This is a genomic window from Acidimicrobiales bacterium (assembly GCA_036399815.1).
Lineage (GTDB): Bacteria > Actinomycetota > Acidimicrobiia > Acidimicrobiales > DASWMK01 > DASWMK01.
On the sequence record DASWMK010000174.1, the window covers coordinates 1 to 24360 of the forward strand.

Annotated in this window: 24 protein-coding genes; 14 read left to right on the forward strand and 10 right to left on the reverse strand. The window is 75.1% G+C overall.

What is annotated here, in order from left to right; translation table 11 throughout:
* From VGB14_12405 to VGB14_12420, 4 genes are all read left to right on the forward strand, one after another.
* On the forward strand, positions 1-770 hold a 770-nt coding region (locus tag VGB14_12405; protein HEX9993721.1), incomplete at its 5' end, for a hypothetical protein.
* Between the two features lie 10 nt (positions 771-780).
* Complete coding sequence (gene pdxS / locus VGB14_12410) at positions 781-1692, forward strand: pyridoxal 5'-phosphate synthase lyase subunit PdxS (protein ID HEX9993722.1); 912 nt, start codon at positions 781-783, stop codon at positions 1690-1692.
* Positions 1693-1725: 33 nt separating this feature from the next.
* Positions 1726-2295 carry a pyridoxal 5'-phosphate synthase glutaminase subunit PdxT gene (pdxT, locus tag VGB14_12415; protein HEX9993723.1) on the forward strand — a complete coding sequence of 190 codons (570 nt, stop codon included), beginning with the start codon at positions 1726-1728 and terminating at the stop codon, positions 2293-2295.
* Position 2296: 1 nt separating this feature from the next.
* Complete coding sequence (locus VGB14_12420; protein ID HEX9993724.1) at positions 2297-3046, forward strand: YebC/PmpR family DNA-binding transcriptional regulator; 750 nt, start codon at positions 2297-2299, stop codon at positions 3044-3046.
* Between the two features lie 55 nt (positions 3047-3101).
* Here the strand turns inward: VGB14_12420 and VGB14_12425 are convergent, their stop codons facing one another.
* Positions 3102-3428 (reverse strand): hypothetical protein, encoded by a 327-nt coding sequence (locus VGB14_12425; protein ID HEX9993725.1) that lies wholly within the window; start codon positions 3426-3428, stop codon positions 3102-3104.
* Between the two features lie 417 nt (positions 3429-3845).
* Complete coding sequence (locus tag VGB14_12430; protein ID HEX9993726.1) at positions 3846-4136, reverse strand: hypothetical protein; 291 nt, start codon at positions 4134-4136, stop codon at positions 3846-3848.
* A 217-nt stretch (positions 4137-4353) separates the two neighbouring features.
* Between VGB14_12430 and VGB14_12435 the strand changes: the two genes are divergently transcribed.
* The 6 genes from VGB14_12435 (at position 4354) to VGB14_12460 (ending at position 11496) form a co-directional block, all read left to right on the forward strand.
* Positions 4354-4728 carry a hypothetical protein gene (locus VGB14_12435; protein HEX9993727.1) on the forward strand — a complete coding sequence of 125 codons (375 nt, stop codon included), beginning with the start codon at positions 4354-4356 and terminating at the stop codon, positions 4726-4728.
* Between the two features lie 137 nt (positions 4729-4865).
* The gene (locus VGB14_12440) at positions 4866-5702 is read left to right on the forward strand and encodes a hypothetical protein (protein ID HEX9993728.1); all 837 of its coding nucleotides are present in this window, start codon (positions 4866-4868) and stop codon (positions 5700-5702) included.
* A gap of 129 nt (positions 5703-5831) precedes the next feature.
* Positions 5832-6293, forward strand: a complete 462-nt coding sequence (locus VGB14_12445) for a Fur family transcriptional regulator (GenBank protein ID HEX9993729.1) — start codon at positions 5832-5834, stop codon at positions 6291-6293.
* A complete protein-coding gene (gene katG, locus VGB14_12450) occupies positions 6290-8527 on the forward strand; it encodes a catalase/peroxidase HPI (GenBank protein ID HEX9993730.1) in 2238 nt (745 codons plus the stop codon). Before VGB14_12445 ends, katG begins: the two co-directional genes overlap by 4 nt.
* A gap of 501 nt (positions 8528-9028) precedes the next feature.
* A complete protein-coding gene (locus tag VGB14_12455) occupies positions 9029-10480 on the forward strand; it encodes an MFS transporter (protein ID HEX9993731.1) in 1452 nt (483 codons plus the stop codon).
* Positions 10481-10503: 23 nt separating this feature from the next.
* Positions 10504-11496 carry an alpha/beta hydrolase gene (locus VGB14_12460; protein HEX9993732.1) on the forward strand — a complete coding sequence of 331 codons (993 nt, stop codon included), beginning with the start codon at positions 10504-10506 and terminating at the stop codon, positions 11494-11496.
* On the opposite strand, the gene VGB14_12465 is transcribed toward VGB14_12460, so the two are convergent.
* From VGB14_12465 to VGB14_12480, 4 genes are read right to left on the reverse strand one after another with little or no spacing between them, the layout of a single operon-like run.
* Entirely contained in the window at positions 11453-12247 is a 795-nt protein-coding gene (locus VGB14_12465) for an alpha/beta fold hydrolase (GenBank protein ID HEX9993733.1), read from the reverse strand. The two genes, VGB14_12460 and VGB14_12465, sit on opposite strands and share 44 nt — an antisense overlap.
* A gap of 20 nt (positions 12248-12267) precedes the next feature.
* On the reverse strand, positions 12268-13023 hold the full coding sequence (locus VGB14_12470; GenBank protein HEX9993734.1) for a response regulator: 756 nt from the start codon (positions 13021-13023) through the stop codon (positions 12268-12270).
* 5 nt (positions 13024-13028) lie between these two features.
* Positions 13029-13853, reverse strand: coding sequence for an ABC transporter permease subunit (locus VGB14_12475; GenBank protein HEX9993735.1), 825 nt, complete (start codon positions 13851-13853; stop codon positions 13029-13031).
* Complete coding sequence (locus tag VGB14_12480) at positions 13850-14815, reverse strand: ABC transporter ATP-binding protein (protein ID HEX9993736.1); 966 nt, start codon at positions 14813-14815, stop codon at positions 13850-13852. The genes VGB14_12475 and VGB14_12480 overlap by 4 nt, the downstream gene beginning before the upstream one ends.
* 70 nt (positions 14816-14885) lie before the next feature.
* On the opposite strand from VGB14_12480, the gene VGB14_12485 reads away from it, so the two are divergent.
* Complete coding sequence (locus VGB14_12485) at positions 14886-15389, forward strand: peroxiredoxin (GenBank protein ID HEX9993737.1); 504 nt, start codon at positions 14886-14888, stop codon at positions 15387-15389.
* Positions 15390-15395: 6 nt separating this feature from the next.
* Here VGB14_12485 and VGB14_12490 read toward each other — a convergent pair whose 3' ends face one another.
* From VGB14_12490 to VGB14_12505, 4 genes are all read right to left on the reverse strand, one after another.
* Complete coding sequence (locus tag VGB14_12490) at positions 15396-16826, reverse strand: leucyl aminopeptidase (GenBank protein ID HEX9993738.1); 1431 nt, start codon at positions 16824-16826, stop codon at positions 15396-15398.
* 37 nt (positions 16827-16863) lie between these two features.
* On the reverse strand, positions 16864-19356 hold the full coding sequence (locus tag VGB14_12495) for a tetratricopeptide repeat protein (GenBank protein HEX9993739.1): 2493 nt from the start codon (positions 19354-19356) through the stop codon (positions 16864-16866).
* Positions 19357-19596: 240 nt separating this feature from the next.
* Complete coding sequence (locus VGB14_12500) at positions 19597-20709, reverse strand: aminotransferase class V-fold PLP-dependent enzyme (protein ID HEX9993740.1); 1113 nt, start codon at positions 20707-20709, stop codon at positions 19597-19599.
* Entirely contained in the window at positions 20709-21941 is a 1233-nt protein-coding gene (locus VGB14_12505) for an MFS transporter (protein ID HEX9993741.1), read from the reverse strand. The genes VGB14_12500 and VGB14_12505 overlap by 1 nt, the downstream gene beginning before the upstream one ends.
* A 210-nt stretch (positions 21942-22151) precedes the next feature.
* On the opposite strand from VGB14_12505, the gene ruvC reads away from it, so the two are divergent.
* The 3 genes from ruvC to ruvB are packed head-to-tail and all read left to right on the forward strand — an operon-like array spanning position 22152 to position 24338.
* A complete protein-coding gene (gene ruvC, locus VGB14_12510) occupies positions 22152-22649 on the forward strand; it encodes a crossover junction endodeoxyribonuclease RuvC (GenBank protein HEX9993742.1) in 498 nt (165 codons plus the stop codon).
* On the forward strand, positions 22646-23269 hold the full coding sequence (gene ruvA, locus VGB14_12515; GenBank protein HEX9993743.1) for a Holliday junction branch migration protein RuvA: 624 nt from the start codon (positions 22646-22648) through the stop codon (positions 23267-23269). Before ruvC ends, ruvA begins: the two co-directional genes overlap by 4 nt.
* Positions 23270-23303: 34 nt before the next feature.
* Positions 23304-24338, forward strand: a complete 1035-nt coding sequence (ruvB, locus tag VGB14_12520) for a Holliday junction branch migration DNA helicase RuvB (GenBank protein ID HEX9993744.1) — start codon at positions 23304-23306, stop codon at positions 24336-24338.
* The last annotated feature ends 22 nt before the right edge of the window (positions 24339-24360 follow it).

Consider the following 24360-nt stretch of genomic DNA (forward strand, 5'->3'; position numbering starts at 1 on the left):
TCCGGCCGGCGGAGGTGGGCGACGCCGCCGCCGGCCTGTCGGTCGCCGTCGTCGGCGACGCCCGCACCGTCGCGCTCACCGCCACCGCGTTCGACGTGGCCGGCCCGTCGTCGACCGACACCTCGTCGCTCCCGACGACGGAGACGACGGGCACGCCGCCGCCGCCGACGAGCGAGCCCGAGACCCTCGACGAGTGCGACGCCCGGGCGCTCGACGCCCGCGTCACCTACCAGCCGGCGCGGGAGATGCGGGTCGGGGACCAGGAGGAGGTCGTCGTGGCGGCCACCATCGGCGACCAGGGCACGACCTCGCTCCCGGGCGGCGGGTCGAGCACGGTCGTCCCGTCGCCGCTCACCTGCCAGGTGCGGGCCCGGCTGGTCGGCACCGACTTCACGATCGCCCCCGACGACTGGACGACGAAGTCGTTCCAGGGCAGCGACTCGGTGCGGTGGCTCTGGACGGTGACGCCGGAGCGGGCCGGCGACACCCTCGCCCTCATCCTCGAGGTGCAGGGCCTGCGCTTCGACGACCGGGCCGGGACCTTCGTCGAGGCCGGCGGGGCGTTCGAGACGACCGCCGAGATCCGGGTGCGGTCGACCCCGGCGTCGCTCGCCTCCCGGGTGAACGGGCTCCTCACCCACCCGGTCGGGGCGACGGTGGCCGGGGCCGCCGTGCTGGGCGCCGCCGGCTGGGGCGCGAAGCGGGTCCAACGGGCGAGGGCGGCATCGTCCGCGCGTCCACGGCCGGGTGGCGCCGGGTCGCGCACGTAGACTTGGGCCCATGTCCGAGGACGGGTCGCCCACCACCGCCGCCGGCCCGGTGACCGGCACCTTCCGGGTCAAGCGGGGCCTGGCCGAGATGCTGAAGGGCGGCGTCATCATGGACGTGGTCACCCCCGAGCAGGCCAAGGTGGCCGAGGACGCGGGCGCGTCCGCCGTGATGGCCCTCGAGCGGGTGCCGGCGGACATCCGCCGCGACGGCGGCGTCGCCCGCATGAGCGACCCCGAGATGATCGAGGGCATCAAGGCCGCGGTCACCATCCCGGTCATGGCCAAGGCCCGCATCGGCCACTTCGTCGAGGCCCAGATCCTCGAGGCCCTCGGCGTCGACTACGTCGACGAGTCCGAGGTGCTCACGCCGGCCGACGAGGCCCACCACATCGACAAGTGGAAGTTCACGGTCCCGTTCGTGTGCGGGGCCACCAACCTGGGCGAGGCGCTGCGGCGCATCTCCGAAGGCGCGGCGATGATCCGCTCCAAGGGCGAGGCCGGCACCGGCAACATCGTCGAGGCCACCAAGCACCTGCGGTCGATCCTCGGCGACCTCCGCCGGCTCACCCAGGCCGACTCGGCCGAGGTGTACGACTGGGCCAAGCAGCTGCGGGCCCCGGTCGGGCTGGTGCAGGAGGTGGCGGCGACCGGCTCGCTGCCCGTCCCCCTGTTCTGCGCCGGCGGCATCGCCACCCCGGCCGACGCCGCCCTCGTCATGCAGCTCGGCGCCGAGGCCGTGTTCGTCGGCTCCGGCATCTTCAAGAGCGCGGACCCGCCCCGCATGGCCAAGGCCATCGTCGAGGCGACCACCCACTTCCGCGACCCGCACATCCTGGCCAAGGTCAGCCGCGGCCTGGGCGAGGCCATGCGGGGCCTGGAGATCGGCGGCCTCGAGGTCAAGCTGGCCGAGCGGGGCTGGTGAGCGCGGTGCGCCAGAGGCCCCCAGGTGGGCGGGGTGAAGGTCGGCGTCCTCGCCCTGCAGGGCGCGTTCGCCGTCCACGCCCGGGCGCTGCGGGAGTCCGGCGCCGACGCCGCTGAGGTCCGCACCCCGGCCGACCTGGCCGGGGTCGACGCGCTCGTCCTGCCCGGCGGCGAGTCGACCACCAACTCCCTGCTGCTCGAGTCCTCCGGCCTGTTCGACGCCATCGCCGAGCGGCTCGACGGCGGCATGCCGGCGTTCGGCACCTGCGCCGGGATGATCCTCCTCGGCCGTGAGGTGCTCGACGGCCGCCCCGACCAGCGCAGCTTCGGCGCCATCGACGTCGCCGTGCGCCGCAACGCGTTCGGCCGCCAGGTCGACTCCTTCGAGGCCGACCTCGACGTGGAGGGCGTCGACGGCGGCCCGTTCCACGCGGTGTTCATCCGCGCCCCGGTCATCGAGCGGCTCGGCGACGGGGTCGACGTGCTGGCCAGGGTCGGGGACCGGCCGGTGCTGTGCCGCCAGGGGCGGGTGCTGACGGCCGCCTTCCATCCCGAGCTCACCGACGACCTTCGACTGCACGAGCTGTTCCTGAGAGAGGTGTGACGTGTCCGGCCACTCGAAGTGGGCGACGATCAAGCACAAGAAGGGCGCGGCCGACAAGGCCCGCGGGAAGCTGTTCGCCAAGCTGATCCGCCAGGTCGAGGTGGCGGCCAGGGAGGGCGGCGGCGACCCCGAGACCAACCCGTCGCTGCGCACGATGTTCCAGAAGGCGAGGGACGCGTCCGTCCCCCTCGACACGATCGAGCGGGCGATCAAGCGGGGCACCGGCGAGCTCGACGGCGTCACCTACGAGTCGGTCAGCTACGAGGGCTACGCGCCGAACGGCGTCGCCGTCTACGTCACGACGCTCACCGACAACCGGAACCGCACGGGCTCGGAGATCCGCAGCCTGTTCACCCGCAACGGCGGCTCGCTGGCCGAGCCCGGGGCGGTGGCGTGGCAGTTCGAGCGCAAGGGCGTGCTGATCGTCCCCCGGTCGGTGGGGGAGGACGACCTGATGCTGGCCGCCCTCGAGGCCGGCGCCGAGGACATCGCCGACGAGGGCGACACGTGGCGGGTGACGTCGGCGCCGACCGACCTCGCCGCCGTGCGCTCGGCCCTCGACGAGGCCGGCATCGGCTACGACTCGGCCGAGCTGACGATGGTGCCGACCACGTCGGTCCCCCTCGGGACGGCCGACGCCGCCAAGCGCGTCCTCCGCCTCATCGACGCCCTGGACGACCACGACGACGTCCAAGAGGTCTTCGCCAACTTCGACATCCCCGACGAGATCCTCACCGACGTGTCCGTCTAGCGACGGGGCCGGGCGCGAGGCGGCGCGGCGCGCCGGGGTGGCGACCTCCGGCCCGTCAGGGCGTGCCGCCCACCTTCCTCGCGGCCTGAGCGGCGAGCGACCACTCGAGGTCGGTGCACTCCCGGCAGATGCCCGGCGGGTCCTGGTAGGCGCCACAGACGGTCGTGCCGTCGCTGAACACCTGGGTGTCGTTGTCGAACACGACGTGGGCGTACTTCACGGTGGTGGACGCGGCGTCGTCGCCGTACACACGGGTCAGCACGAAACGGGCGAGGGCGGCGAGGCCGGTCTTCGGCCCCTCGCCCAGGCCCCTCGCCTGCCCGAGCTCCTCACCGTCGAGCCGTGTCTCCGGGCGGGCCTGGCGTCGCTGTCGATCGTCCACGGTGCTCCCCCTCTGTGTCGCGAGATCCGGCGGGTACCCGGCGCGTGTGCACGACGAGCGGGCACACCGCGCATGCCTCCGCGCCCCGCTGCGCGAACCAGCGGCAGGACCGCCGGATGCCGCAGCGCGGCAGCAGGCCGACGCGGGCCTCCGCGGTCGCGGCGCCGACTCGTGACCCGAGCACGCCGTCGACCACGCCGCAGCGGTCACCCGTCCAGTGGCCGCACGCGTCCTCCACGCACGGCTCGGCGAACCGGAACCTCGCCTCCGGGGGCCGATCGGCGGCGCGGGCGCGGCGGACGAACTCGTCGTCCACGACCATCGGCGGGCTCACGAACCCGACCGCACCCTCGGGCCCGACCACCCCGAGCAGGACGGCGCCGTCCCGGCACCGCCCGCTCGGGCACGTCGGGGTGGTCACAACGCGCGCTCTTCCCGGATCCAGATGCCGGCGGTGGAACCGTTCCCGGGGAAGGTCGAAGGGTCGAACCGGCCGGAGTCGCCCAGGCCGCCCGGCGCATCCGCGGCCTCGCGCTCCTTCGGCGCCCGGAAGGCGACGGAGTAGCCGTTGGCCACGTCGGCCCCGGCCAGCTCGATCAGGACGGCTCGCTGCACGGCGCGCTCGATGCGCGCGTGCAGCTCGTCGGGGAGCGGGACGTCGATCCGGACCTTGAACTCCTTGGCGGAGCCGGTCGGGCGGTCGGTCATGTCGGACCTCCTGCTCGGAGCGGCCGCAATGGTACAGCGCGGACGCACGTGGGGCGACCCGCCGAAACGGATTCGCCGTCGACGGCTCGGCGGCCGAGCCCGCGCCGGAGGTCCTTGACGGGGGTCGGTGGACTCCGTAGGTTCCGGCACTTCCGGGAGCGGCCGGCGCGCGCTGGGTCACCGTCCCGGCCCGCCGGCCCTGACGCAAGGGGGCAGCATGCGGAAGGTGGCGTTCTTCGCCGCCGCAGTGGCGGCGATCGTGGGGCTGACGGCGGCGCCAGCGGCGGCTGACAGCAACTACTACATGCACTACGGGGGCGTGTACCGGGCCTACGGCGAGTTCCACGCCTACGGGGACAGCTTCCTCGTCTGCGACATGTATCCCGACGGGTACGGCGCCTACCTCCAGTTCCACGTCCCGTCGACGGGGCGCTACGACGGCGTCTACGACACGAACGGCTCCGGCAACTCGTGCGGCAGCTACAACACGAACATCGGCGAGGGCCGCTACATCGAGTACCGCATCTGCCTGACCAACAACGGTTCCACGCTCTGGAACACCTGCGACTACTGGCAGCCCGACCGGGCCTAGTCGCCTCGCCGGCGGAGCGGAGGGCGGTCCGCTCCGCCGCTGGTCATCGTCATGTTCGTCATCGAACGTTAACGGAATCGTCATACGGGGCACGGTGGAGGCCGGCGGGCGGTCTCTGACTCGTGGAAGGAGCCCGTATGCGACACCTGATCCGAGCGGCGGCCCTGGCGGCGGCGGTGGTGCTGGCGGCGGTCCTCGTGCCCGCGTCCCCGGCGTCGGCGCGGGTCGACTCCCGGACGCGGCCGATCATCTTCGTCCACGGCCTGGACCCGGGCTGGGACTTCGACGCCAGCAGCAACTGCGCCAACTGGAACCAGTTGATGACCGCGCTGCGGGACTGGGGCCACAACGCGCCGATGCACACGATGAAGTACTACGCCCAGGACACGAACTGCACCGACAGCATGGGGAGCACCGACCAGAACACCTCGATCTGGACGCTCGGCTACCTGCTCGCCGACTGGATCTGGGACCACTACACGGTGCGCGGCATCCCCGTCGACATCGTCGGGCACTCGATGGGTGGCCTGATCGCCCGAGCGGCGCTGGCCAACACCGGCGCCCCCGGTTGGCCGCAGTACCTGCTGGTCGAGGACGTCGTCACGTTGGGGACGCCCCACCAGGGGAGCGACTCGGCGTACGGGTGCTGGTACACCCAGTGCGAGGAGCTCCGGCCGAACTCCGCCTTCCTCCAGTCCCTGCCGGAGAACCCCCAGGGCTACGGCGGCACGGACTGGACGCTCGTCGGCTCGGACAGCGACCCGCACGTGCAGCAGTCGGGGGTGGGCATGACCGCCGCCCACAAGGTCATGTACCTGTACCCGGACTACGGGCACAGCGGCTACTACACCGACACGAGCCCGCTCGAGGACGCCGACGTCCACTGGAACAACGGCGCCGGGTGGTACGCGTGGTACTCGGCGCTGCGCGTGGGCAAGTGGACGGACTACGCGCTCACCTTCGGCACGTACTGACCGGCCGGGCCCGCCTCGCGGGTCCCATCCCGGCGGGGCCGTCCTCGAGCGGCCCCGCCGGGGCGCGCCGGTGTGCCGGTCGGGCGGACGCTCTGGACCGACTCCAGAATTGGACTACGATGCACGGCCGTGTCCAGGGCGAGGTCCGGCGAGGGCGATGCGCTCCTCCGCCGGCACGGCATGCAGGTGACGGCCCAGCGTCTGGCGGTCCTCCGGGCGGTGTCCGAGGAGCCGCACAGCACGGCGGACGCCATCCACCTCGGCGTGCGGGCCGAGATCGGGGCCATCTCCCGTCAGGCGGTGTACAACGCGTTGGCGGCCCTGACCGACAAGGGCCTCCTGCGGCGCATCCAGCCCGCCGGGTCGCCGGCCCGCTACGAGACGAGGGTCGGCGACAACCACCACCACCTCGTGTGCCGCACGTGCGGCCGCATGGCGGACGTCGACTGCGCGGTGGGCGACACCCCGTGCCTGACGCCCGCCGACGACTCCGGCTACGAGATCGACGAGGCCGAGGTCGTCTACTGGGGCCGCTGCGCCGAGTGCGCTGGTTCAGCAGTGAACGACGAGACAGGAGAACGAACCAAGTGACCGACAGCGTCAGCGAGAGCGAGCGCGAGAAGGAAGCGACCGACAGCGTCAGCGAGAGCGAGAACCCGGCGATCCCGGCGCCGACCGTCAAGTCGACGAGGCCGAGGACCAACCGGGACTGGTGGCCCAACCAGCTCGACCTCTCGATGCTGCGCCAGCACGAGCCCCGGCGCAACCCGCTGGGCGACGACTTCGACTACGCCGCGGAGTTCGCGACCCTCGACGTCGAGGCGCTGAAGCGGGACATCTTCGAGGTGATGACCACCTCCCAGGACTGGTGGCCGGCCGACTACGGCCACTACGGCCCGCTGTTCATCCGGATGAGCTGGCACGCGGCCGGCACCTACCGCATCCACGACGGCCGCGGCGGTGCCGGCGGCGGCGCGCAGCGCTTCGCTCCCCTGAACAGCTGGCCGGACAACGCCAGCCTCGACAAGGCCCGCCGGCTGCTGTGGCCGATCAAGAAGAAGTACGGCCGCAAGGTCTCGTGGGCCGACCTCCTCGTCTTCGCCGGCAACTGCGCGCTCGAGTCGATGGGCTTCCGGACCTTCGGCTTCGGCTTCGGGCGGGAGGACCTCTGGGAGGCCGAGGAGATCTTCTGGGGCCCCGAGGACACCTGGCTCGGCGACGAGCGCTACAGCGGCGACCGCGAGCTCGCCAGCCCGTTCGGCGCCGTGCAGATGGGCCTGATCTACGTCAACCCCGAGGGCCCGAACGGCAACCCCGACCCGCTGGCCTCGGCGCGTGACATCCGCGAGACGTTCGCCCGCATGGCGATGAACGACGAGGAGACGGCCGCGCTGATCATCGGCGGCCACACCTTCGGCAAGTGCCACGGCGCCGTCAGCCCCGAGTACATCGGCCCCGAGCCCGAGGGCTGCCCGATCGAGGCGCAGGGCCTCGGCTGGCCGAACAGCTACGGCACCGGCAAGGGCCCGGACACGCTCACCAGCGGCCTCGAGGGCGCCTGGACCAACGAGCCGACGAAGTGGGACAACGGCTACCTCGACAACCTGCTGCGCTACGACTGGGAGCTCACCACGAGCCCTGCGGGCGCGAAGCAGTGGACGCCGAAGAACGCCGAGGCCCAGGGCACGGTGCCCGACGCGCACGACCCGTCGCGCCGGCACGCCCCGATGATGCTGACGTCGGACCTCGCCCTGAAGCTCGACCCGATCTACGGGCCGATCTGCAAGCGCTTCCACGAGCACCCCGAGGAGCTCGCCGAGGCGTTCGCCAAGGCCTGGTACAAGCTGCTCCACCGCGACATGGGCCCGGTCACGCGCTACCTCGGCCCGTGGGTGCCCGAGGCCCAGCTCTGGCAGGACCCGGTGCCGGAGGTCGACCACGAGCTGATCGGCGAGGAGGACGTCGCCGACCTGAAGGCCAGGCTCCTCGCCTCGGGGCTGTCGATCTCCCAGCTCGCCGCCACCGCGTGGGCGTCGGCCGCCAGCTTCCGCGGCACCGACAAGCGGGGTGGCGCGAACGGCGCCCGCATCCGCCTCGCGCCGCAGAAGGACTGGGAGTCCAACGAGCCGGCCGAGCTGGCCCGGGTGCTCGAGGTCATCGAGGGCGTCCGGCAGGACTGGAACGGCGCCCAGTCGGGCGGCAAGCGGGTCTCGCTCGCCGACCTCATCGTGCTCGGCGGGTGCGCGGCCGTCGAGCAGGCGGCGAGGAACGCCGGGTTCGAGGTCACCGTGCCGTTCGCCCCGGGGCGCACCGACGCCACCGAGGAGCAGACCGACGTCGAGTCGTTCGAGGTGCTCGAGCCGCTCGCCGACGGGTTCCGCAACTACCTGCGGCCCGGCGAGAAGCTGTCCCCGGAGACGCTCCTGCTGGAGCGGGCGACCTACCTCACCCTGACCCCGACCGAGATGACCGTGCTCGTCGGCGGCATGCGGGCGCTCGGCGCCAACCACGGGCAGTCCGACCTCGGCGTCTTCACCGACCGCCGCGAGGCGCTCACCAACGACTTCTTCGTGAACCTCCTCGACATGGGCACGGAGTGGAAGGTGTCGGCCTCGGCCGAGAACGTGTACGAGGGCCGGGACCGGGCCACGGGCGAGGTCAGGTGGACGGCGTCGGCCGTCGACCTCGTCTTCGGCTCGCACTCCGAGCTCCGGGCGATCGCAGAGTTCTACGCGTGCGACGACGCGCAGGAGAAGTTCGTCAGCGACTTCGTGGCCTCGTGGGTCAAGGTCATGAACCTGGACCGCTTCGACCTGCACCGCTAGTAGCCGGACCCGACGCAGGACGCCACGCGAGCCGCTCCGGCGGCTCGCGTGGCCCGTCCGGCTTCCGGCGTTCGTCCGAGTGGTCCGGTTGCGGCAAGTGGGTGCGGGCCGGCGGCCGGCCGGGTACTGACCCCGTGATCGCGGAGCGTGCCCCGGTTGGTACGCTCCGAGGGACCGTAACCTGATCGCAACATCGGCGGATTGGAGCACCCCTTGAGCGACGACCTCCCCGTCGCCACGGTGGCGCAGCCAGCGGGCGGATCGGACCGGGCCGGCGCGGCGCGCGCCGGCGAGGCCGCCGCCGGCGCGCCCGACCAGCGCCCCGGACCGTCGGCGCCGGCCGCATCGTCGCCGACCCCGACCACACCCGACGAGCGCCCTGGCGCGGCGGCGCTGCGGCCGCACGCGCCGGACGGCACCACGCCGGACGGAGCGCCGGCGGCGTCGTCGCTCGCGGTCACGACCCCGGACGGTGGGCCGGCGGCGTCCTCGCTGCCGGCCATGACGCCCGACGTCGGGCCGGCGGCGTCGTCGCTGGCGGCCATGACGCCCGACGGTCGGCCGGCGGCGTCGCCGCGCTCGGTCACGACCCCGGACGGTGGGCCGGCGGCGTCGTCGCTGCCGCCCACCACGCCGGCCGACGGGGCGGCCGAGGGCGCGGCGCACGCGCCCGCAGCGGGCGAGGCCACGGCGCCGGCCCCGGCCGCGGCCAACGCGCCGACGGCGGGGCGGGACTTCCGGCTCCTCTGGACGGGCCAGTCCGTGAGCCTGCTCGGCGACCAGTTCATCCTTGTCGCCCTCCCGCTGATGGCCGTGGCCACGCTCGGCGTGTCGGCCGCGCAGGCCGCGCTCCTGCCCTTCGCCATGAAGCTGCCGTTCCTGCTCCTCGGCCTGCCGGCCGGGGCCATCCTCGACCGGATGCCCCGCCGGCCGGTGATGATCCTGAGCGAGGCCGTCCAGGCCGGGTGCTACCTGCTCATCGCCGCCCTGGCCGCGGCCGAGGCGCTCCCGTTCGGGCTGCTCATGCTGCTCGTCGCCGTCAGCGGGTGCGCCACCGTGTTCTTCCAGGTCGCCTACACCTCGTACCTGCCGTCGTTCCTGCGCGAGCCCCGAGCCCTGCACCGGGCCAACGCCCGCCTCCAGCTGTCCGAGTCCGTCTCCCGGTCGCTCGGCCCGGCGATGGCCGGCCCCCTGATCGCGGCGGCCGGGCCGGTGGGAGCCGTGTTCGCCAACTCGGGCTCGTTCGCCGTGTCGGCCGGCACCCTTTTCGGCATCCGCCACCGCGAGCCCCGGCCCGAGGCGGCCGAGCCGGACCGGGGGTGGCTGCGCCGGGAGATCCGGGAGGGCGTCGGCTTCGTCTTCGGCCACCCGATCCTCGAGCCGATCCTCATGTGCGGCGCGGTCTACGTGCTGTTCCAGGGGATCGTGATGACGATCATCGTCCTCTACTGCCTCGAGGTGCTGGGCCTGAGCGAGGCGGCCATCGGCCTGGTCGTCGGGGCGTCGGCGCTCGGCTACCCGACCGGGAACCTGCTCTCGGCCCGCGTCGCCGACCGCATCGGGCCGCTGCGCACGATCGTGCTCGGCGCGGCGACGTCCGCCACCGGTTTCGTGCTGATGCCGATCTCGGGGAGCGCCGGCTTCGTCGTCGGGCTGGTCGCCGCCAGCGTCGTCCACGGGATCGGCGAGGGCATGTTCGGCCCCACCTGGACGACGATCCGCCAGACGGTCACCCCGCCGACCTTGCTCGGCCGGGTCAACTCCGTGGAGCGCTTCCTGCTGTGGGGCGTGGTCCCGCTGGCCAGCCTGGCCGCGTCCGGCCTCATCTCCTGGATCGGCCTGTCCGGCGCCATGTGGGTCGGCGCCCTCGGCACCGTCGCCTGCCTGCCGCCACTGCTGCGCCGCGGCGTCGCTGCCGGGGTGCGGGGCGGGTCGGTCGAGGCCTGGTCCTGAACGCGAGCAACCGAGGAGGAGCGATGCAGTACGCAGAGGGGACCGACGAGTTCTACGCCCGGTACCACGAGGTGATGCCGGAGGACTTCATCCACCTCGACGTCGCCGAGCAGCGGCGGCTCTTCGAACGCCTCGGCGACGCCTTCCCGTACGACCTGCCCGACGGCATCCGCGTCGAGCACCACGAGATCACGAGGGACGGCCGTCGGCTCCTGTTCCGGTCCTACCGGCCCGAGCGACCACGCGGGCGCGGCTTCGTCGTCTACTTCCACGGCGGCGGGTTCGTGGTCGGCTCCCTCGACAGCCACGAGCCGATCGTCGCCGAGCTGGCCGACCGGACCGGGCTGGTGGCCGTGTCCGCCGAGTTCCCCCACGCCCCCGAGCACCCGTTCCCCGCCGCGCTGGAGGACTGCTACGCCATCCTCGGCGCGCTGGCCGAGGACCCGGGCCTCGTCGGCGGCGACGTGGACACCGCCGAGCCCGTCCTCTGCGGCGACAGCTCGGGCGCCAACCTCGCCGTCGCCCTCTGCATGCTCTGCCGAGATCGGGGCGGCCCCCGCCCGAAGGGCCAGGGCCTCATCGGGCCGGTGCTCGACTTCGCCCGCTGGTTCGACGGCAACCCCGAGGTCGACTTCGGCGAGGAGATGCGCCACTACACCCGCTCGTACTGCCCGACCCGCGAGCTGGTCGAGCACCCGTACGCCTCGCCGCTCGTCCACGGGTCGTTCCACGGCCTGCCGCCGGCCTACGTGATGAGCACCGAGTACGACGAGCTGCGGGAGGACGCCGAGGTCTACGCCGAGCGGCTGCGGGAGCTCGGCATCCCGGTGCAGCTCGTCGTCGAGCCCGGCCTGCCCCACGCCCCCGTGCGGGGCCGGTCGGTGATCCCCCAGGTGGCCGACGCCTGGCGCCGGTACTGCGCGGCCGTCGGCCTGCTGGCCGAGCCGGTGATCGACCTCCGCGACGGCGTGCTCACGACGGGGGGTCGGCTGGGGAGCCGAGCAGGAACTCGGTGATCGCCGGGAGGGCCGCCGGGTCCTCCATGAGGAAGAGGTGGCCGCCCTCGAAGACGCGGAGCCGGGCACCGGGGATGCGCCCGGCGAGCGCCTCGGCGTTGGCGACCGGGGCGATCCCGTCGTAGCGGCCGGCGGCGACCAGGGTCGGGGCGGCGATCCGGTCCAGCCGGTCCCACGTGTCGTGCCGGCGGCGGGCGTCGAGCTGGCGGGGGTTGTAGCGGCCGCGGGCCCCGGCCAGCTCGACCAGGCGGGCGGTCTCCTCGGGGTGCGCCTCCTGCCACGCCCGGCCCAACCGGGTGTCGCCGACGCCGAGCATCATCCGCAGCCGCTCGTCGTCGGGCAGCCCCTCGACCTCGTGCAGCGGGAACGACGCCCCGCCCGCGCCGCCGCTCGACGTGCAGCAGAGCACCAGCCGGTCGACCCGCTCGGGATGGCGGATGGCGAGCTCCTGGCCGACCATCCCGCCGAAGGAGGCGCCGACCACGTGGGCCCGCGGCCAGCCGACCGCGTCGAGCACGGCGACGGCGTCCTCGGCGTAGTCCTCCATCGTGTACGGCCGCTCGGGCCCGCCGCTGCGGCCCTGGCCCCGGTGGTCGTGGGCGACGACCTCGAACCGCTCGGGCAGGGGGCCGTCGAACACGTTCGGCCGCCGGCGCAGGTCGCCGCCGGTGCCGCTCATGTAGAGCAGCGGCGGCCCCTCGCCGCCCCGCTCGTACCAGAGGTCGACGTCGCCGCTGCGGGCCCAGGCCACGGCGGGACGCTACCGGGCGGCTACCCGGTGACGGCCGCCATGGCGGTCATGGCGTCGCACGTGCCGTCGAGGACGTGCACCGCGGCGGTGGCGGCCGGGCCCGGCCACGTGGCGGCGAGGCGACCGAGGACGGCGCGGGCCCCCTCGGCCCGCCCGCCCACGAGGAGGACGACGAGGACGTCGCGGCGGAGGATGATCCGGTCCTGCTGGCGCACGACCCGGCGGACGTCCTCGGCCAGCACGGCCGCCGGCGTGCCGTCGACGTAGATGCCGACGAGCGCGTCGCCCGCCTCGGCGGCCGCCAGCGCGCCGTAGAACTCGCTCGGGTCGTCCACGCCCGTCGCCGCCCGCAGGCTGGGCGTGCCGATCGTCCTCGTCGGCCGGCGCCGCTCGGCCGCGGACGGGCCGAAGCCGAGGTCCGACAGGGCGCCGTCGATGGCCCGGCCGAGCCCGTCGAGGTCGGGCTTGTCGACCACCCGGATGCCCTGCCCCTCGAGGTCGCGCACCGTCGACGCGTACCAGGTGAACACCACGATCTGGCACGGCGCGCCCCGCTCCCGCACGTGGCGCACCACGTCGATGCCCGACCCGAACGTGAGGGCCATGTCGACCACCACGAGGTTGGCCTCGAACCGGTCGATGAGGTCGATGGCGTCGAAGCTCCGGTCCGCCTCGGCCAGCACCGACCCACCCCGGTCCTCCACGAACGCGGTGATCGTCGACCGCGCCGCCCGATCGCCGTCGCACACCACTGCCCGAACCCCGTCCGCCGCCATGTCGCTCACCTCTCGTCCGCCACGCCCAACAACCGGGCCCTCGTCACCGACCGGATGCCCCGGTGCAGCGACCACGCCGCCAGCGCCCACGCCACCGCGCCGATCCACCACGAGGCCGACGCCGCGCCGAACAGCGCGCCCGTCGACTGCCCGTAGGCGACCATGATCAGCGGCAGGGTCACGAGCCCCGACGCCTGCTGGGCGGCCGCCGTCGACTTCACCCTCGCCGACAGCCGCAGCACGAGCGACAGGGCGAGGGCGAGGAACGGCGGCACCACCCACAGCATCAGCACCCACCACGGGCCGGTCGGGAAGAACCAGCCCCCGACGCCGGGCCCGACCACCGTGTTGACGACGAGGGAGTACACGCCGAAGCCGACGGCGGTCGTCAGGTAGCCGGGGACCAGGCTGGCCAGCACCTTGCCCAGGTAGATCTCGTGCACGCCGGCGGGGGAGTGGGCGAGGAACTCGCCGGTCCCCCGCTCCCGCTCGCCGACCAGGGTGGCGGCCCCGACGGCCGTCGAGATCGTGAGGGGGACGACCACGGCCACCGGGGCGAACAGGAACACGGCGAGGGCGTAGGACGACCGGGCGGCGGGCGAGTCGCCCTTGATGGCCGCCTGCGCGCTCGGGGGCAGGACGGCGAGCGCCTCGCTCACCTGGGACACGGCCTCCACGTCGCCGAGGCGGGTGATCGAGAGCAGCAGCACCAGCGGGATGACGAGGAAGAACAGGCTGCCGAGCGCGGCCATCGGGATCCAGAAGTCCCTGGCCTGGCGGAGCTGGCGCAGGTCCGTCCTCGTGATCGTCAGCAGACGGCCGCCGTTCACGCCGCGGCCACCTCCGTGGCCGGGGCGGCGCCGGCGGGGCGGCGGCGGACGGCGAAGTACAGGTCCTCGAGGCTCGGGGTGACCGGCTCGACGCGGGTCAGCCGGGCGCCGGACGCGGCGAGGGCGGCGACGAGGTCGGGGACCCGGTCGAGGTCGTCGAGGCGGACGGCGAGGGACCGGTCGTCCCGCCACTCGCCGCCGAGCACGCCGGGCAGGCCGGCCAGCGCGTCGAGCGCGGCCGGGTCCTCGGCGCCGATGCGGACGACGGCGCCCGGCCAGTAGCGCTCGGCCAGGTCGGCCGGGGTGCCGGCCACGAGGTCGGCGCCGGCGTCCATGACGACGACGTGGTCGGCCAGGCCCTCGGCCTCGAGCAGGAGGTGGGTGCACATGACGACGGTGGTGCCCTCGGCCGTCATCTCCCTGATCAGCTCGAGCACGGCGTGGGACGACTCGGGGTCGAGGCCGGAGGTCGGCTCGTCGAACAGCAGCAGCTCCGGGCGGTGCAGCACCGAGCGGGCCAGCGCCAGCCGGGTCTTCATCCCGGTGGAGTAGCCGCCCACCTGCTGGTCGAGGGCGTGGTCGATGCCGAAGCGGGCGGACGCGGCCCGGATGGGCCCGTCCATCGCCGACCCGAGCCCGTACAGCGCGGCCGCGTAGGCGAGGTTGTCCCAGCCGGAGAGCCGGTCGTACAGCGCCGGCTTGGCCGACACCACGCCGCACCGGCGCCGCACCTCCTCGCCCTCGCCGGCCGCGGCCGGGTCGAGCCCGAACACCCGCACCGTGCCGCGGTCGGGGCCGAGCGCCCCGGTGATCATGCGGATGGCCGTCGTCTTCCCCGCGCCGTTGGGACCGAGGAGGACCGTGATCCGCCGGGCCGGCACGGCGAGGCTCAGCCCGGCCAGGGCGGGCACCGGGCCGAAGGCCCGGTGGACCGTGTCGAGGGCGACGACGGAATCGCTCACCCGCACCTCATCGGCACCATCGGCGGCGGGTTCACCCGGAACGGCGCCCGGCGTGGCCTACCCTGCGGGGGTGGTGGGACCGACGGCCGGCGGCGAGGGCGTGGCCGTCGGCGACGTCGCCCCGGACTTCGCCCTCCCCGGCACCGGCGGCCGCACCTACCGCCTGTCCGAGCTGCGGGGCCGCACGGTCGTCCTCGTCTTCTACCCGGGCGACGCCACGCCGGTGTGCACCCGCCAGCTCACGAGCTACACGACCGACTGGGACCGCTTCGCCGCCCTCGGCGCCCAGCTGCTCGCCATCAGCCCGCAGTCGGTGGAGAGCCACGAGTCCTTCAGCGGCGCCCACGGGTTCCCGTTCCCGCTCCTCGCCGACGAGGACCGCTCGGTCGGCCGGGCCTACGGCGTGCTCGGGCCCCTCGGGTTCTACCGGCGCTCGGTGTTCGTGGTCGACGCCGGCGGCATCGTCCGCTACCGCCACCGGTCGCCCCACAGCCTGACCTTCCGCCCGTCCGACGCGCTCGTCGAGGCCGTCCTGGCCGCCGACCGGGCGGCGCCGGCCGGCGGGCAGGGCTAGCTGCTCCTACTGGGCGCGGAACCCGCAGGCCAGCTCGACGAGGGTACGGACGCCGAACCCGGTGGCGCCCGCCGTCCACTCGCCGTCGTCCTCGTCGCACCACGCCGGCCCGTTCACGTCGAGGTGGGCCCACGGCAGGCCGGCCGGGACGAACTCCCGCAGGAACAGCGCCGCCACCACCGACTGCCCGTGGCGGTTGCCGGTGGCGTTCACCAGGTCGGCCACCTTGGACTCGATCATCCTCGGGTCGACGCCGTCGAGGGGGAGCGGCCACACGAGCTCGCCGGCCCTGGCCGCCGCCGCCCCGACCTCCGCCACCCACCCCTCGTCGTTCCCGGCCAGCCCGGCGTAGCGCCGGCCGACGGCCATGGCGACGGCGTCGGTGAGGGTGGCGACGTCGACGACGGCGTCGGGCCCCTCCTCGCCGGCCAGGGCGAGGGCGTCGGCCAGGATGAGGCGGCCCTCGGCGTCGGCGTTGCGGACCTCGACGGTGCGCCCGTTGCGGGTGCGCAGCACGTCGCCCAGCCGCATGGCGTCGCCCCCGGCCATGTTGTCGGTCAGGGGCAGCCAGCCGACCACCCTCGCCCGGCAGCCGACGGCCGGGAGGGCCGACATGGCGGCGAGCACGGCGGCGGCGCCGGCCATGTCGATCTTCATGTCGACCATGAACGAGTTCGGCTTCAGGGTCAGGCCGCCGGAGTCGAACGTGACGCCCTTGCCGACGAGGGCGAGCGTGCCGGCCGGGTCGGGCGGTCGCCACTCGAGGCGGACGAGGCAGGGCGGCTGGGCCGAGCCCCTGGCCACGCCGAGCAGGCCGCCCAGGCGCTCGGCGGCGAGGCGCTCGCCGGTCCACACCTCGGCGTCGACGCCGGCCGACGCGGCCACCTCGAGGGCCCGGTCGGCGAAGGCGGGCGGGGTCAGGGTGCCGCCGGGCTCGTTGCCGAGGTCCCGCGCCAGGGCGACGGCGGCGGCCACGGCGCCGGCCCTGCGGAGGTCGTCCTCGGCGGCGCCGGGGGCCACGACCACGAGCCGCTCGGCCCCGTCCGGGCGGGCGGCCGACTTGTAGCGGGTGAACCGGTAGAGGCCGAGCCGCCAGGCCTCGGCCACGAGGCGGGCGGCGTCGGCCGGCCAGCTGCCGTCGGCCGGGACGGTGAACGCCGTCGTGCGGTGGCCGCGCGCCGCCCTGGCCGCCCCGGCCGCGGCCCGGCGGACGGTGGCGGCGTCGCCGGCGCCCGACGGGCCGGCCCCGACCACGATCGTCGCCGGCCCGCCGTCGACCGGGGGGAGCGCCCTGGCGTCGCCGGGCCGGCCGGTGAACCCGGCGGCGGCGAGGAAGGCGGCGGCCGGGGCCCGGTCCAACCGGTCGGCGTGCACGGGGACGACGACGGCGTCGACCCCGTCGGGCACGGCCGGCGCCAGCTCGACCTCGACGGTCACCGCCCCCGCCGCCCCGCGGCGCCGGAGGGCGACGGCGTCACCGGCGCCGCTCCGCCCCCCACGCCTCCAGCCCGCCGGCGTACTCGGCGGCCAGCGAGCCCATGCCGTCGGTCGCCACCCGGCGCCAGCCCCGCGCCGCGGACACGGCGTACGGGTCGACCCGCAGGGCCTGCACGAACGCGTCCTCGGCGACGACGGCGTTCCCGGCCCGCTCGTGGCACTCGCCGGCCATGGCGCTGGCGATCGCCGTGCCGAGCGGGCCGAGGCGGGCGGCCCGCAGGTAGCTGTCGCCGGCCTCGGCGTAGCGGCCCTGCTTGGCCAGGCACTCGCCCAGCTCGATGTGGCTCTTCGGGTCGTAGGGGTCGAGGGCGAGGAACTCCCTCGTCCTCGCCTCGGCCAGGGCCACGTCGCCCAGCGCGTACGCCTCCTTCGACCGGCTCTCCAGGCAGGCGTGCAGGTTCTCCCTGGCCAGCAGCTCCTCGAGCGGCGTCGACGCCGGCACCGCCCTGGCCAGCTCCTCGGCCCGGTCCATGTCGGCCACCATGCCATCCCGGTCGCCGGTCATGTGCGGGGTGAACCCGGCCCCCCGGTAGAAGCGGCTCTCGAGCATGGTCCGCTCGAACGGGGTGAACTCGTCGCTCGTCAGCACGTCGGCGAGGTGCTCGGCCGCCCGGGCCCGCCACCGCAGGGCGTCGTCGACCGACTTCGTCTCCCTCGCCGCGAACACGATCCCGAACGTCGACACCGTGAGCCGCAGGTGGAGCGGGCAGCCGGGGGCGTCGACCATCTCGAACGAGTCGGTCGGGTGGACCGGGTGGCGGCTGCCGACCGAGGCGACGTAGCGGGTCAGGTCCCGCCACTGCCACTGGTAGAACTCGAGCGGCTCGCGCAGGCTCGACACCGGCCGGTGGGGGACGAGGTCGAGGACGAGGTCCCGGAAGCCCAGCCGGAACAGCAGCAGGCACGTCAGGTGCTGGCGCAGCAGGTCGGAGCGGTCGAAGTCGGCGACCCACTCGCACAGCTGCTCCCAGGCCGGCGTGCGGAGGTGGGGCGGCACGTCGGCCGGGTGGCGGGCGGCGAGCTCGGCCAGCCCCGACTCGCGCACGAGGTTGGTGCGGAAGGCCGGCGGCATCACCCGCTGGAAGTCGATCCTCGGCGGCCGGCCGGCGACCGCCGCCCGGTAGGCGTGGGTGGGGATCGAGGCGTACAGGCACGGCGAGCCCGACTCGCCGAGGTCGAAGTAGGCGGCGTACATGCGGTGGTGCCAGTTGGCCCGGTGGCCGTCGGCCGGCTCGGCCACGAGGGCGGCGAGAGGCCCGTCGCCGGTCGCCTCGCAGGCACGGACGAGCGCGGCCCGGGTCTGCTCGGACCGGGGCGCGGCGCGGAAGGCCCGCTCGCACAGCACCCTGGCCAGCTCCTCGGACCCGAGCCGGCCGGCGCAGGATGCCGCCCGCAGCAGGGCGAAGGCCCCGCCGTAAGGGCCGAGGCGGGCGGCGACCAGGTAGCCGGCCAGCGCGCCGGGCAGGTCGCCCCGGCGCTCGGCGGCCTGGGCCGCCTGCATGCGGATCTTCACGCACCACGGGTCGAGCTTGAGGCCCTCGGCGATCGCCGCCTCCTCGGCGTCCCGGTCGCCGAGCTGGACGGCGATCTCGACCCGGCGGTCGACGATGCGCCGCCGCATCTCGGCCGCCACCTCCTCCTGCTCGGGCGACGCCGGCGCGCCCGCGGCGGCCACCAGGCCGGCCTCGTCGAGCACGGCCCAGGCGCCGGCCGGGTCCTTGCGCCGGTCGGCGAGCATCGCCTCGCGCACGAGCAGGCGGGCCCGCCAGATGCCGCGGTCGAAGGCCGGCAGGCCGGGCGCCAGCTCGTCGAGGATGGCCGCGGCCCGGCGGGCGTGGCCGTCGGCCGCCGACCAGTCCTCGGCGTGGCGGGCGAGCGTGTAGCTCCACGCCGCGCACGCCTGGAGGTGGGCGACGGTGGGCTCGGGGCGGTCGACCAGCGCGGCGAAGGCCGCCCTCGTCGCGTCGGTGAGCCCGGCCAGCTGGAACGACGCCGTCGCCCTGGCGTACTGGACGAGCGCCGGCAGCGCCTCCCGGCAGGCGGCGGGGTCGAGGTCGGCGGGGGCGAGGTCGAGGACGGCGCGGGGCAGGCAGGCGGCGACCAGCCACAGCGCCAGGCCGGCCCGGTCGGCGTCGTCGAGGTCGTCGCGGCGGGCGAAGGCGTCGGCCATGGCCGCCCAGGCCGGCGAGGCCAGGCCGGCCGGCAGGTCGGCCGGGCGCTCGGCCCGGTACTCCCGCAGGCGCGACTCCTCGACGAGGAGGGTGCGGAAGCTGGCCGGCATCACCATGCCGAACCGGGGCGCCTCCGGCCGCCGGGCGGCGAACAGGCGGGCGGCCACCACCGGGCCCTTCGCCTGGATGGCGGTGATCGGCGCGGCCTCGCCGTCGAAGTAGGGCCGGTGGACCTCGAAGGTCAGCCAGCTCGGGGCGGCCACGCCCACCCGGCCGTGGCTCCGTTCCCAGCGATCCATCGTCCGACCCCCCTCCTCGGCGCAAGGACGACCGGGCCCCGCGGCGCGAGCTCGCGCCGCGGGGCCCTGGTGCGAGGACGTCTGCTCAGGCGTCCAGGAAGCAGGTCCAGCAGTCGGCGACGCCGGTCGTCACCTCGACCTCGTCCGCCAGCTCCTCCCACGTCTCGTAACGCGGCATGCAAATGCTCCCTTCGTCGAGGGGAATGGTGAGCCTCAATGTCAGGGACGACGACCGCGTTGTCAACCCTCAATCCGGTCCGGGATCGCCGCGAGGAAACGGTCGATCTCGTCGTCGCCCGTCCAGAAGTGGGCCGAGATCCGGATCTTCCCATCGGGGAATGAGACGGCAAACCCGGAAGCAATGAGGTCGGCATGCAGGCGGTCGGCGCCCGGCGCCGAGAACGACACGATCCCCGAGCGGGCCGCCTCGCCGTCCCGGCCGAGCACCTCGAGGCCCCGGCCGGCCAGCCCCTCCCGGAGGCGGGCGGCGAGGGCCAGGACCCGGGCGGCGACGGCGTCGGGCCCGGCCGCCTCGAGCTCGGCCAGGGCGGCGGCCAGGCCGGCGATGCCGACGAAGTTCGGCATGCCGCCCTCCACCCGGCGGGCGCCGGGGCGCAGCGGCAGGTCGTAGGTGAAGTGGCCCTCGCCCCGGACCAGCAGGTCCTGGGAGCGGTCGAAGCCGAACCAGCCGGCCGGCGCCCGGCGCAGCAGGTCGAGGCGGTCGCGGCGGCAGTAGAAGACGCCGGTGCCGGGCGGCGCGCACAGCCACTTGTGGCCGCCGGCGGCGAGGAAGTCGACCGGCGCGGCCCGCACGTCGACGGGCAGGGCGCCGAGGCTCTGGACGGCGTCGACGCACACCAGCGCGCCCGCGGTGGCGGCCACCCGGCACACGGCGGCGAGGTCGATCCGGAAGCCGGTGAGGAAGTGCACGTGGCTGACCGCGACCAGGCGGGTGGACGGCCCGACGGCGGCGGCGACGTCGGCGAGGTCGTAGCCGCCGTCCCGCTCCGGCACCCAGCGGAGGACGACGCCCCGGTCGGCGAGGCGGCGCCAGGGCTGGACGTTGGCCGGGAAGTCGCGGTCGAACACGACGACCTCGTCGCCCGGTCGCCACTCGAGCCCGTCGGCCACCAGGTGGAGGCCGGTGCTCGTGTTGGGCACGAGGGCGACCTCGTCGTCGTCGCAGCCGAGCAGGCGGGCCGTGGCCGAGCGGGCCGCCTCCCTCGCCGCGAAGAACCGGCCGTACGCCGCCGACCCGGTGGCCAGCACCTCGTCGGCGGCCTCGTGGACGGCGGCCACGGCGGCCGGGCGGACGAGCCCGATGCCGGCGTAGTCCAGGTAGGCGCCGGCCATCAGCGGTCGCCGACGGGCGCCAGCTCGCGGGGCGCCTGCGTGCCGGCGACCGTCCACAGCGCGGCGCCGATGGCGGCGGCGACCGGGATCCCGTGCAGGATCAGCACGTACCCGGCCACCCAGTCGGGGGCGGCGACGAGCGACGTCACCAGCAGGCCGACCACGAACCCGGCGTTGACGACCACCTGGGCCAGGCCGAACACGCTGCCCCGCCTGGCGTCGGGCAGGTGCTGGACGGCCTGCTTGAACGTGATCTCGCTGAACGCGTCGCCGAGGCCGGCGACGGCGGCGGCGGCGAGCATGGCCGGCCACGGGTCGAGCCAGAAGATGGCGATGAACCCGGCCGACATGACCGAGGTCGCCAGGTAGAACACCAGCTGGGGGGCCCGCTCGATGACGGCGGCCAGGGCGGGGCGGAGGACGAGGCTGCCGAAAAGGGTCCCGGCCGCCCACGCCATCCACAGCGCGCCGGTGACCGAGGCCGGGTTGGCGGGGTCGCGCTCGCCGCCGAGCACGGGCAGGCCGACGTGGTGGGACGAGCTGCCGAAGGCGTCGAGGCCCCGGACGACGACCAGCCCGAGGATGCCGGCGCCGGCGAGCGCGGCCCAGCCCGGCGCCGGTCCCCGCCGGCCGGCCGCCAACCGCGTGTCGTCGAGGTCGTCGCCCTCGTCCTCCCGGAGGCGGAGGGGCAGGGTCAGCACGGCCAGCGCCGAGACGCCGTAGGTGGCGGCGTCGAGCGCGAACACGCCGCGGAACCCGACGACGGGGACGGCGATCGTCGCCAGCCCCATGCCGACCACCAGCGCGGCCCCCTTGATGCCCGAGACCACGCTGTTGACCAGCTGGACCCGGCCCTTGGCGAGGGCCGGCGTGGCCGCGGCCAGGGTCGCCTCGAACACCGACCGGCCGGCGCCCACGACGACCACGGCCGGGAACAGCCAGCCGAGCTGCGCGCCCGACGGCACGACGGCCAGCACGACGAGGGCGGCCATGCGGACGAGGTCGGCGGTGAGCATGGCCCGCCGGCGGTCCCACCGGCCGCCCCACCGGTGGCCGAGGCGCCCGCCGACGATGCCGCCGCCGTAGAGGCACAGCCCCACGAGCCCGGTGGCGAGCACCGACTCGGTGCGCACCCAGACGAACACGCCGATGCACACGAAGTCGAGCGCGAACCCGACGTCGGAGACGGCCTTCGCCGTCAGCAGGCCGACGACCGGGAGGGAGGGCTTCATCGGGCGGCCACCACGGGGTCTTGGTCGGGGCACGCGCAGGATAGATGGTCGGCTTCGGCGCCGTGCCGTCGCCCACCATTGCCGGTAGAGGCCCGTCCGGGTGGAGCGGGTATTTCGGGAAAGGTAAAGCCGCTGTTTGCTCGGCCGGTGCAAGGAACGGCGGCCGGAGGGTCCACCAGCCGGTCGGCCCGGCGGGGTAGCGTCGAACCCGTGTTCGTCCTCGGCATCGACCCTGGGCTCTCGCGGTGCGGCTACGGCGCCGTCGACCAGCCCGCCGGCGGCCGGCCCCGGGCGGTGGCCATCGGCGTGCTGACGACCAGCCCGGACCTCGACCTGCCCGTCCGGCTGGCCGCCCTCCAGCGGGAGGTGCGGGGCCTGCTCACCGAGCTCCGGCCGGACGTCGTCGCCGTCGAGCGGGTGTTCTTCCAGCGCAACGTGCGCACGGCGATGTCGGTCGGCCAGGCGAGCGGGATCGCCATGGCCGAGGCGGCGGCCGCCGGGTGCGCCGTGCACCAGTACTCGCCCAACCAGGTGAAGGAGGCGGTGGCCGGCTGGGGGGCGGCACCGAAGGAGCAGGTCGAGCGGATGGTCCAGACCCTGCTCGGGCTCGACCGGCCGCTCAAGCCGGACGCGGCCGACGCCACCGCCCTCGCCCTCTGCCACCTGGCGATGGCGCCGCTGCTCACCCGGCTGGCGGCCCGGTCGTGATCGGCTCGCTGCGGGGGCGCCTCGTCGACCGCGACCCGAGGGGCGAGGTCCTCGTCGAGGTGGGCGGGGTGGGCTACCGGGTGACCGTCGCCCCGGCCACCCTGGCCCGGCTGGGCGAGCCCGGCGCCGAGGTCTTCGTGTGGGTCCACCAGCACCTGCGGGAGGACGCGTCGGTCCTCTACGGGTTCGCGGCGAAGGACGAGCGGGCCTGCTTCGAGGCGCTGCTCGGCGCTCACGGCGTGGGGCCGGCGCTGGCGCTCGCCATCCTGTCGGTGCACGGGCCGGTGGAGCTGCGCCGGGCGCTCGCGGAGGACGACCTGGCCGCGCTGTGCCTCGTGCCCGGCGTGGGCCGGAAGACGGCGGCGCGCCTGCTGGTGGAGCTGAAGTCCCGCCTCGACCTCGATCTGGACGGGGCGGCCGAGGTGGCGGCCATCGGCGGGTCGGTGCTGGTGGACACCGGGCCGCCGTCGGCCAAGGCGGACGTGCGGGCCGCGCTGGCCGGGCTGGGCTACGGGCCCGACGAGGTGCGGGCCGCGCTGCGCGAGCTGCCCGACGACGGCGACCCCGCCCTGCTTCTCCGGCAGGCCCTCCAGGTGCTGGCCGGGGCGAGGACGGCGTGATGGGTGGCGCCGCGCCAGGGGCGGGAGGGGGCTGATGCGGGAGGAGCTGCTCACCCCGGAGCCGGTCGAGGCCGAGCTGTCGGCCGAGGCCGGGCTGCGCCCCCGGTCGCTCGCCGAGTTCGTCGGCCAGGCGGAGCTGAAGGAGCACCTGTCGATCATCCTCGAGGCCGCCCGCCGCCGGGGGCAGGCCGCCGACCACCTGCTCTTCGCCGGGCCGCCGGGGCTCGGGAAGACGTCGCTGGCCGGGATCGTGGCCGCCGAGATGGGGGTGCGGCTCCACGTCACGTCGGGGCCGGCGCTGGAGCGGGCCGGCGACGTCGCCGCCATCCTCACCCAGCTGGACGAGGGCGACGTGCTGTTCATCGACGAGCTCCACCGGCTGGCCCGGGCGGTGGAGGAGGTCCTCTACCCGGCCATGGAGGACTTCCAGCTGGACATCGTGCTCGGCCGGGGGCCGGCGGCCCGGTCGCTGCGCCTCGACCTGCCCCGGTTCACCCTCGTCGGCGCCACCACCCGCACGGGGCTGCTCACCGGGCCGCTGCGGGACCGCTTCGGGCTCGTGTCCCGGCTGGACTACTACGACCCGGACGACCTCCGGGCCATCGTGCTGCGGGCCGCCGGCATCCTCGGGGTGCGGGTGGACGACGGCGGCGCGGCCGAGATCGCCCGGCGGGCGAGGGGCACTCCCCGGATCGCCAACCGCCTGCTGCGCCGGGTGCGGGACGTGGCCGAGGTGCGGGGCGACGGCGTGGTCGACCGGGCGTCGGCGGCGGCCGGGCTGGCCCTGTTCAACGTCGACGAGCGGGGCCTCGACAAGGTCGACCGGGCCATCCTGTCGGCGCTGTGCGAGCGCTACGGCGGCGGCCCGGTGGGCCTGTCCACCCTGGCCATCAGCGTCGGCGAGCCGCCCGAGACCCTGGAGGACGTGCACGAGCCGTTCCTCATCCAGCAGGGCCTGCTCGCCCGCACCCCGAGGGGCCGGGTCGCCACCCCGGCGGCGTGGGGCCACCTCGGCCTCGCCCCACCCCCGCCGCCGCCCACCCCCGCCGACCCCGGCCTGTTCGGCTGAGCCGCCCCGCCGCCGGCGCGAT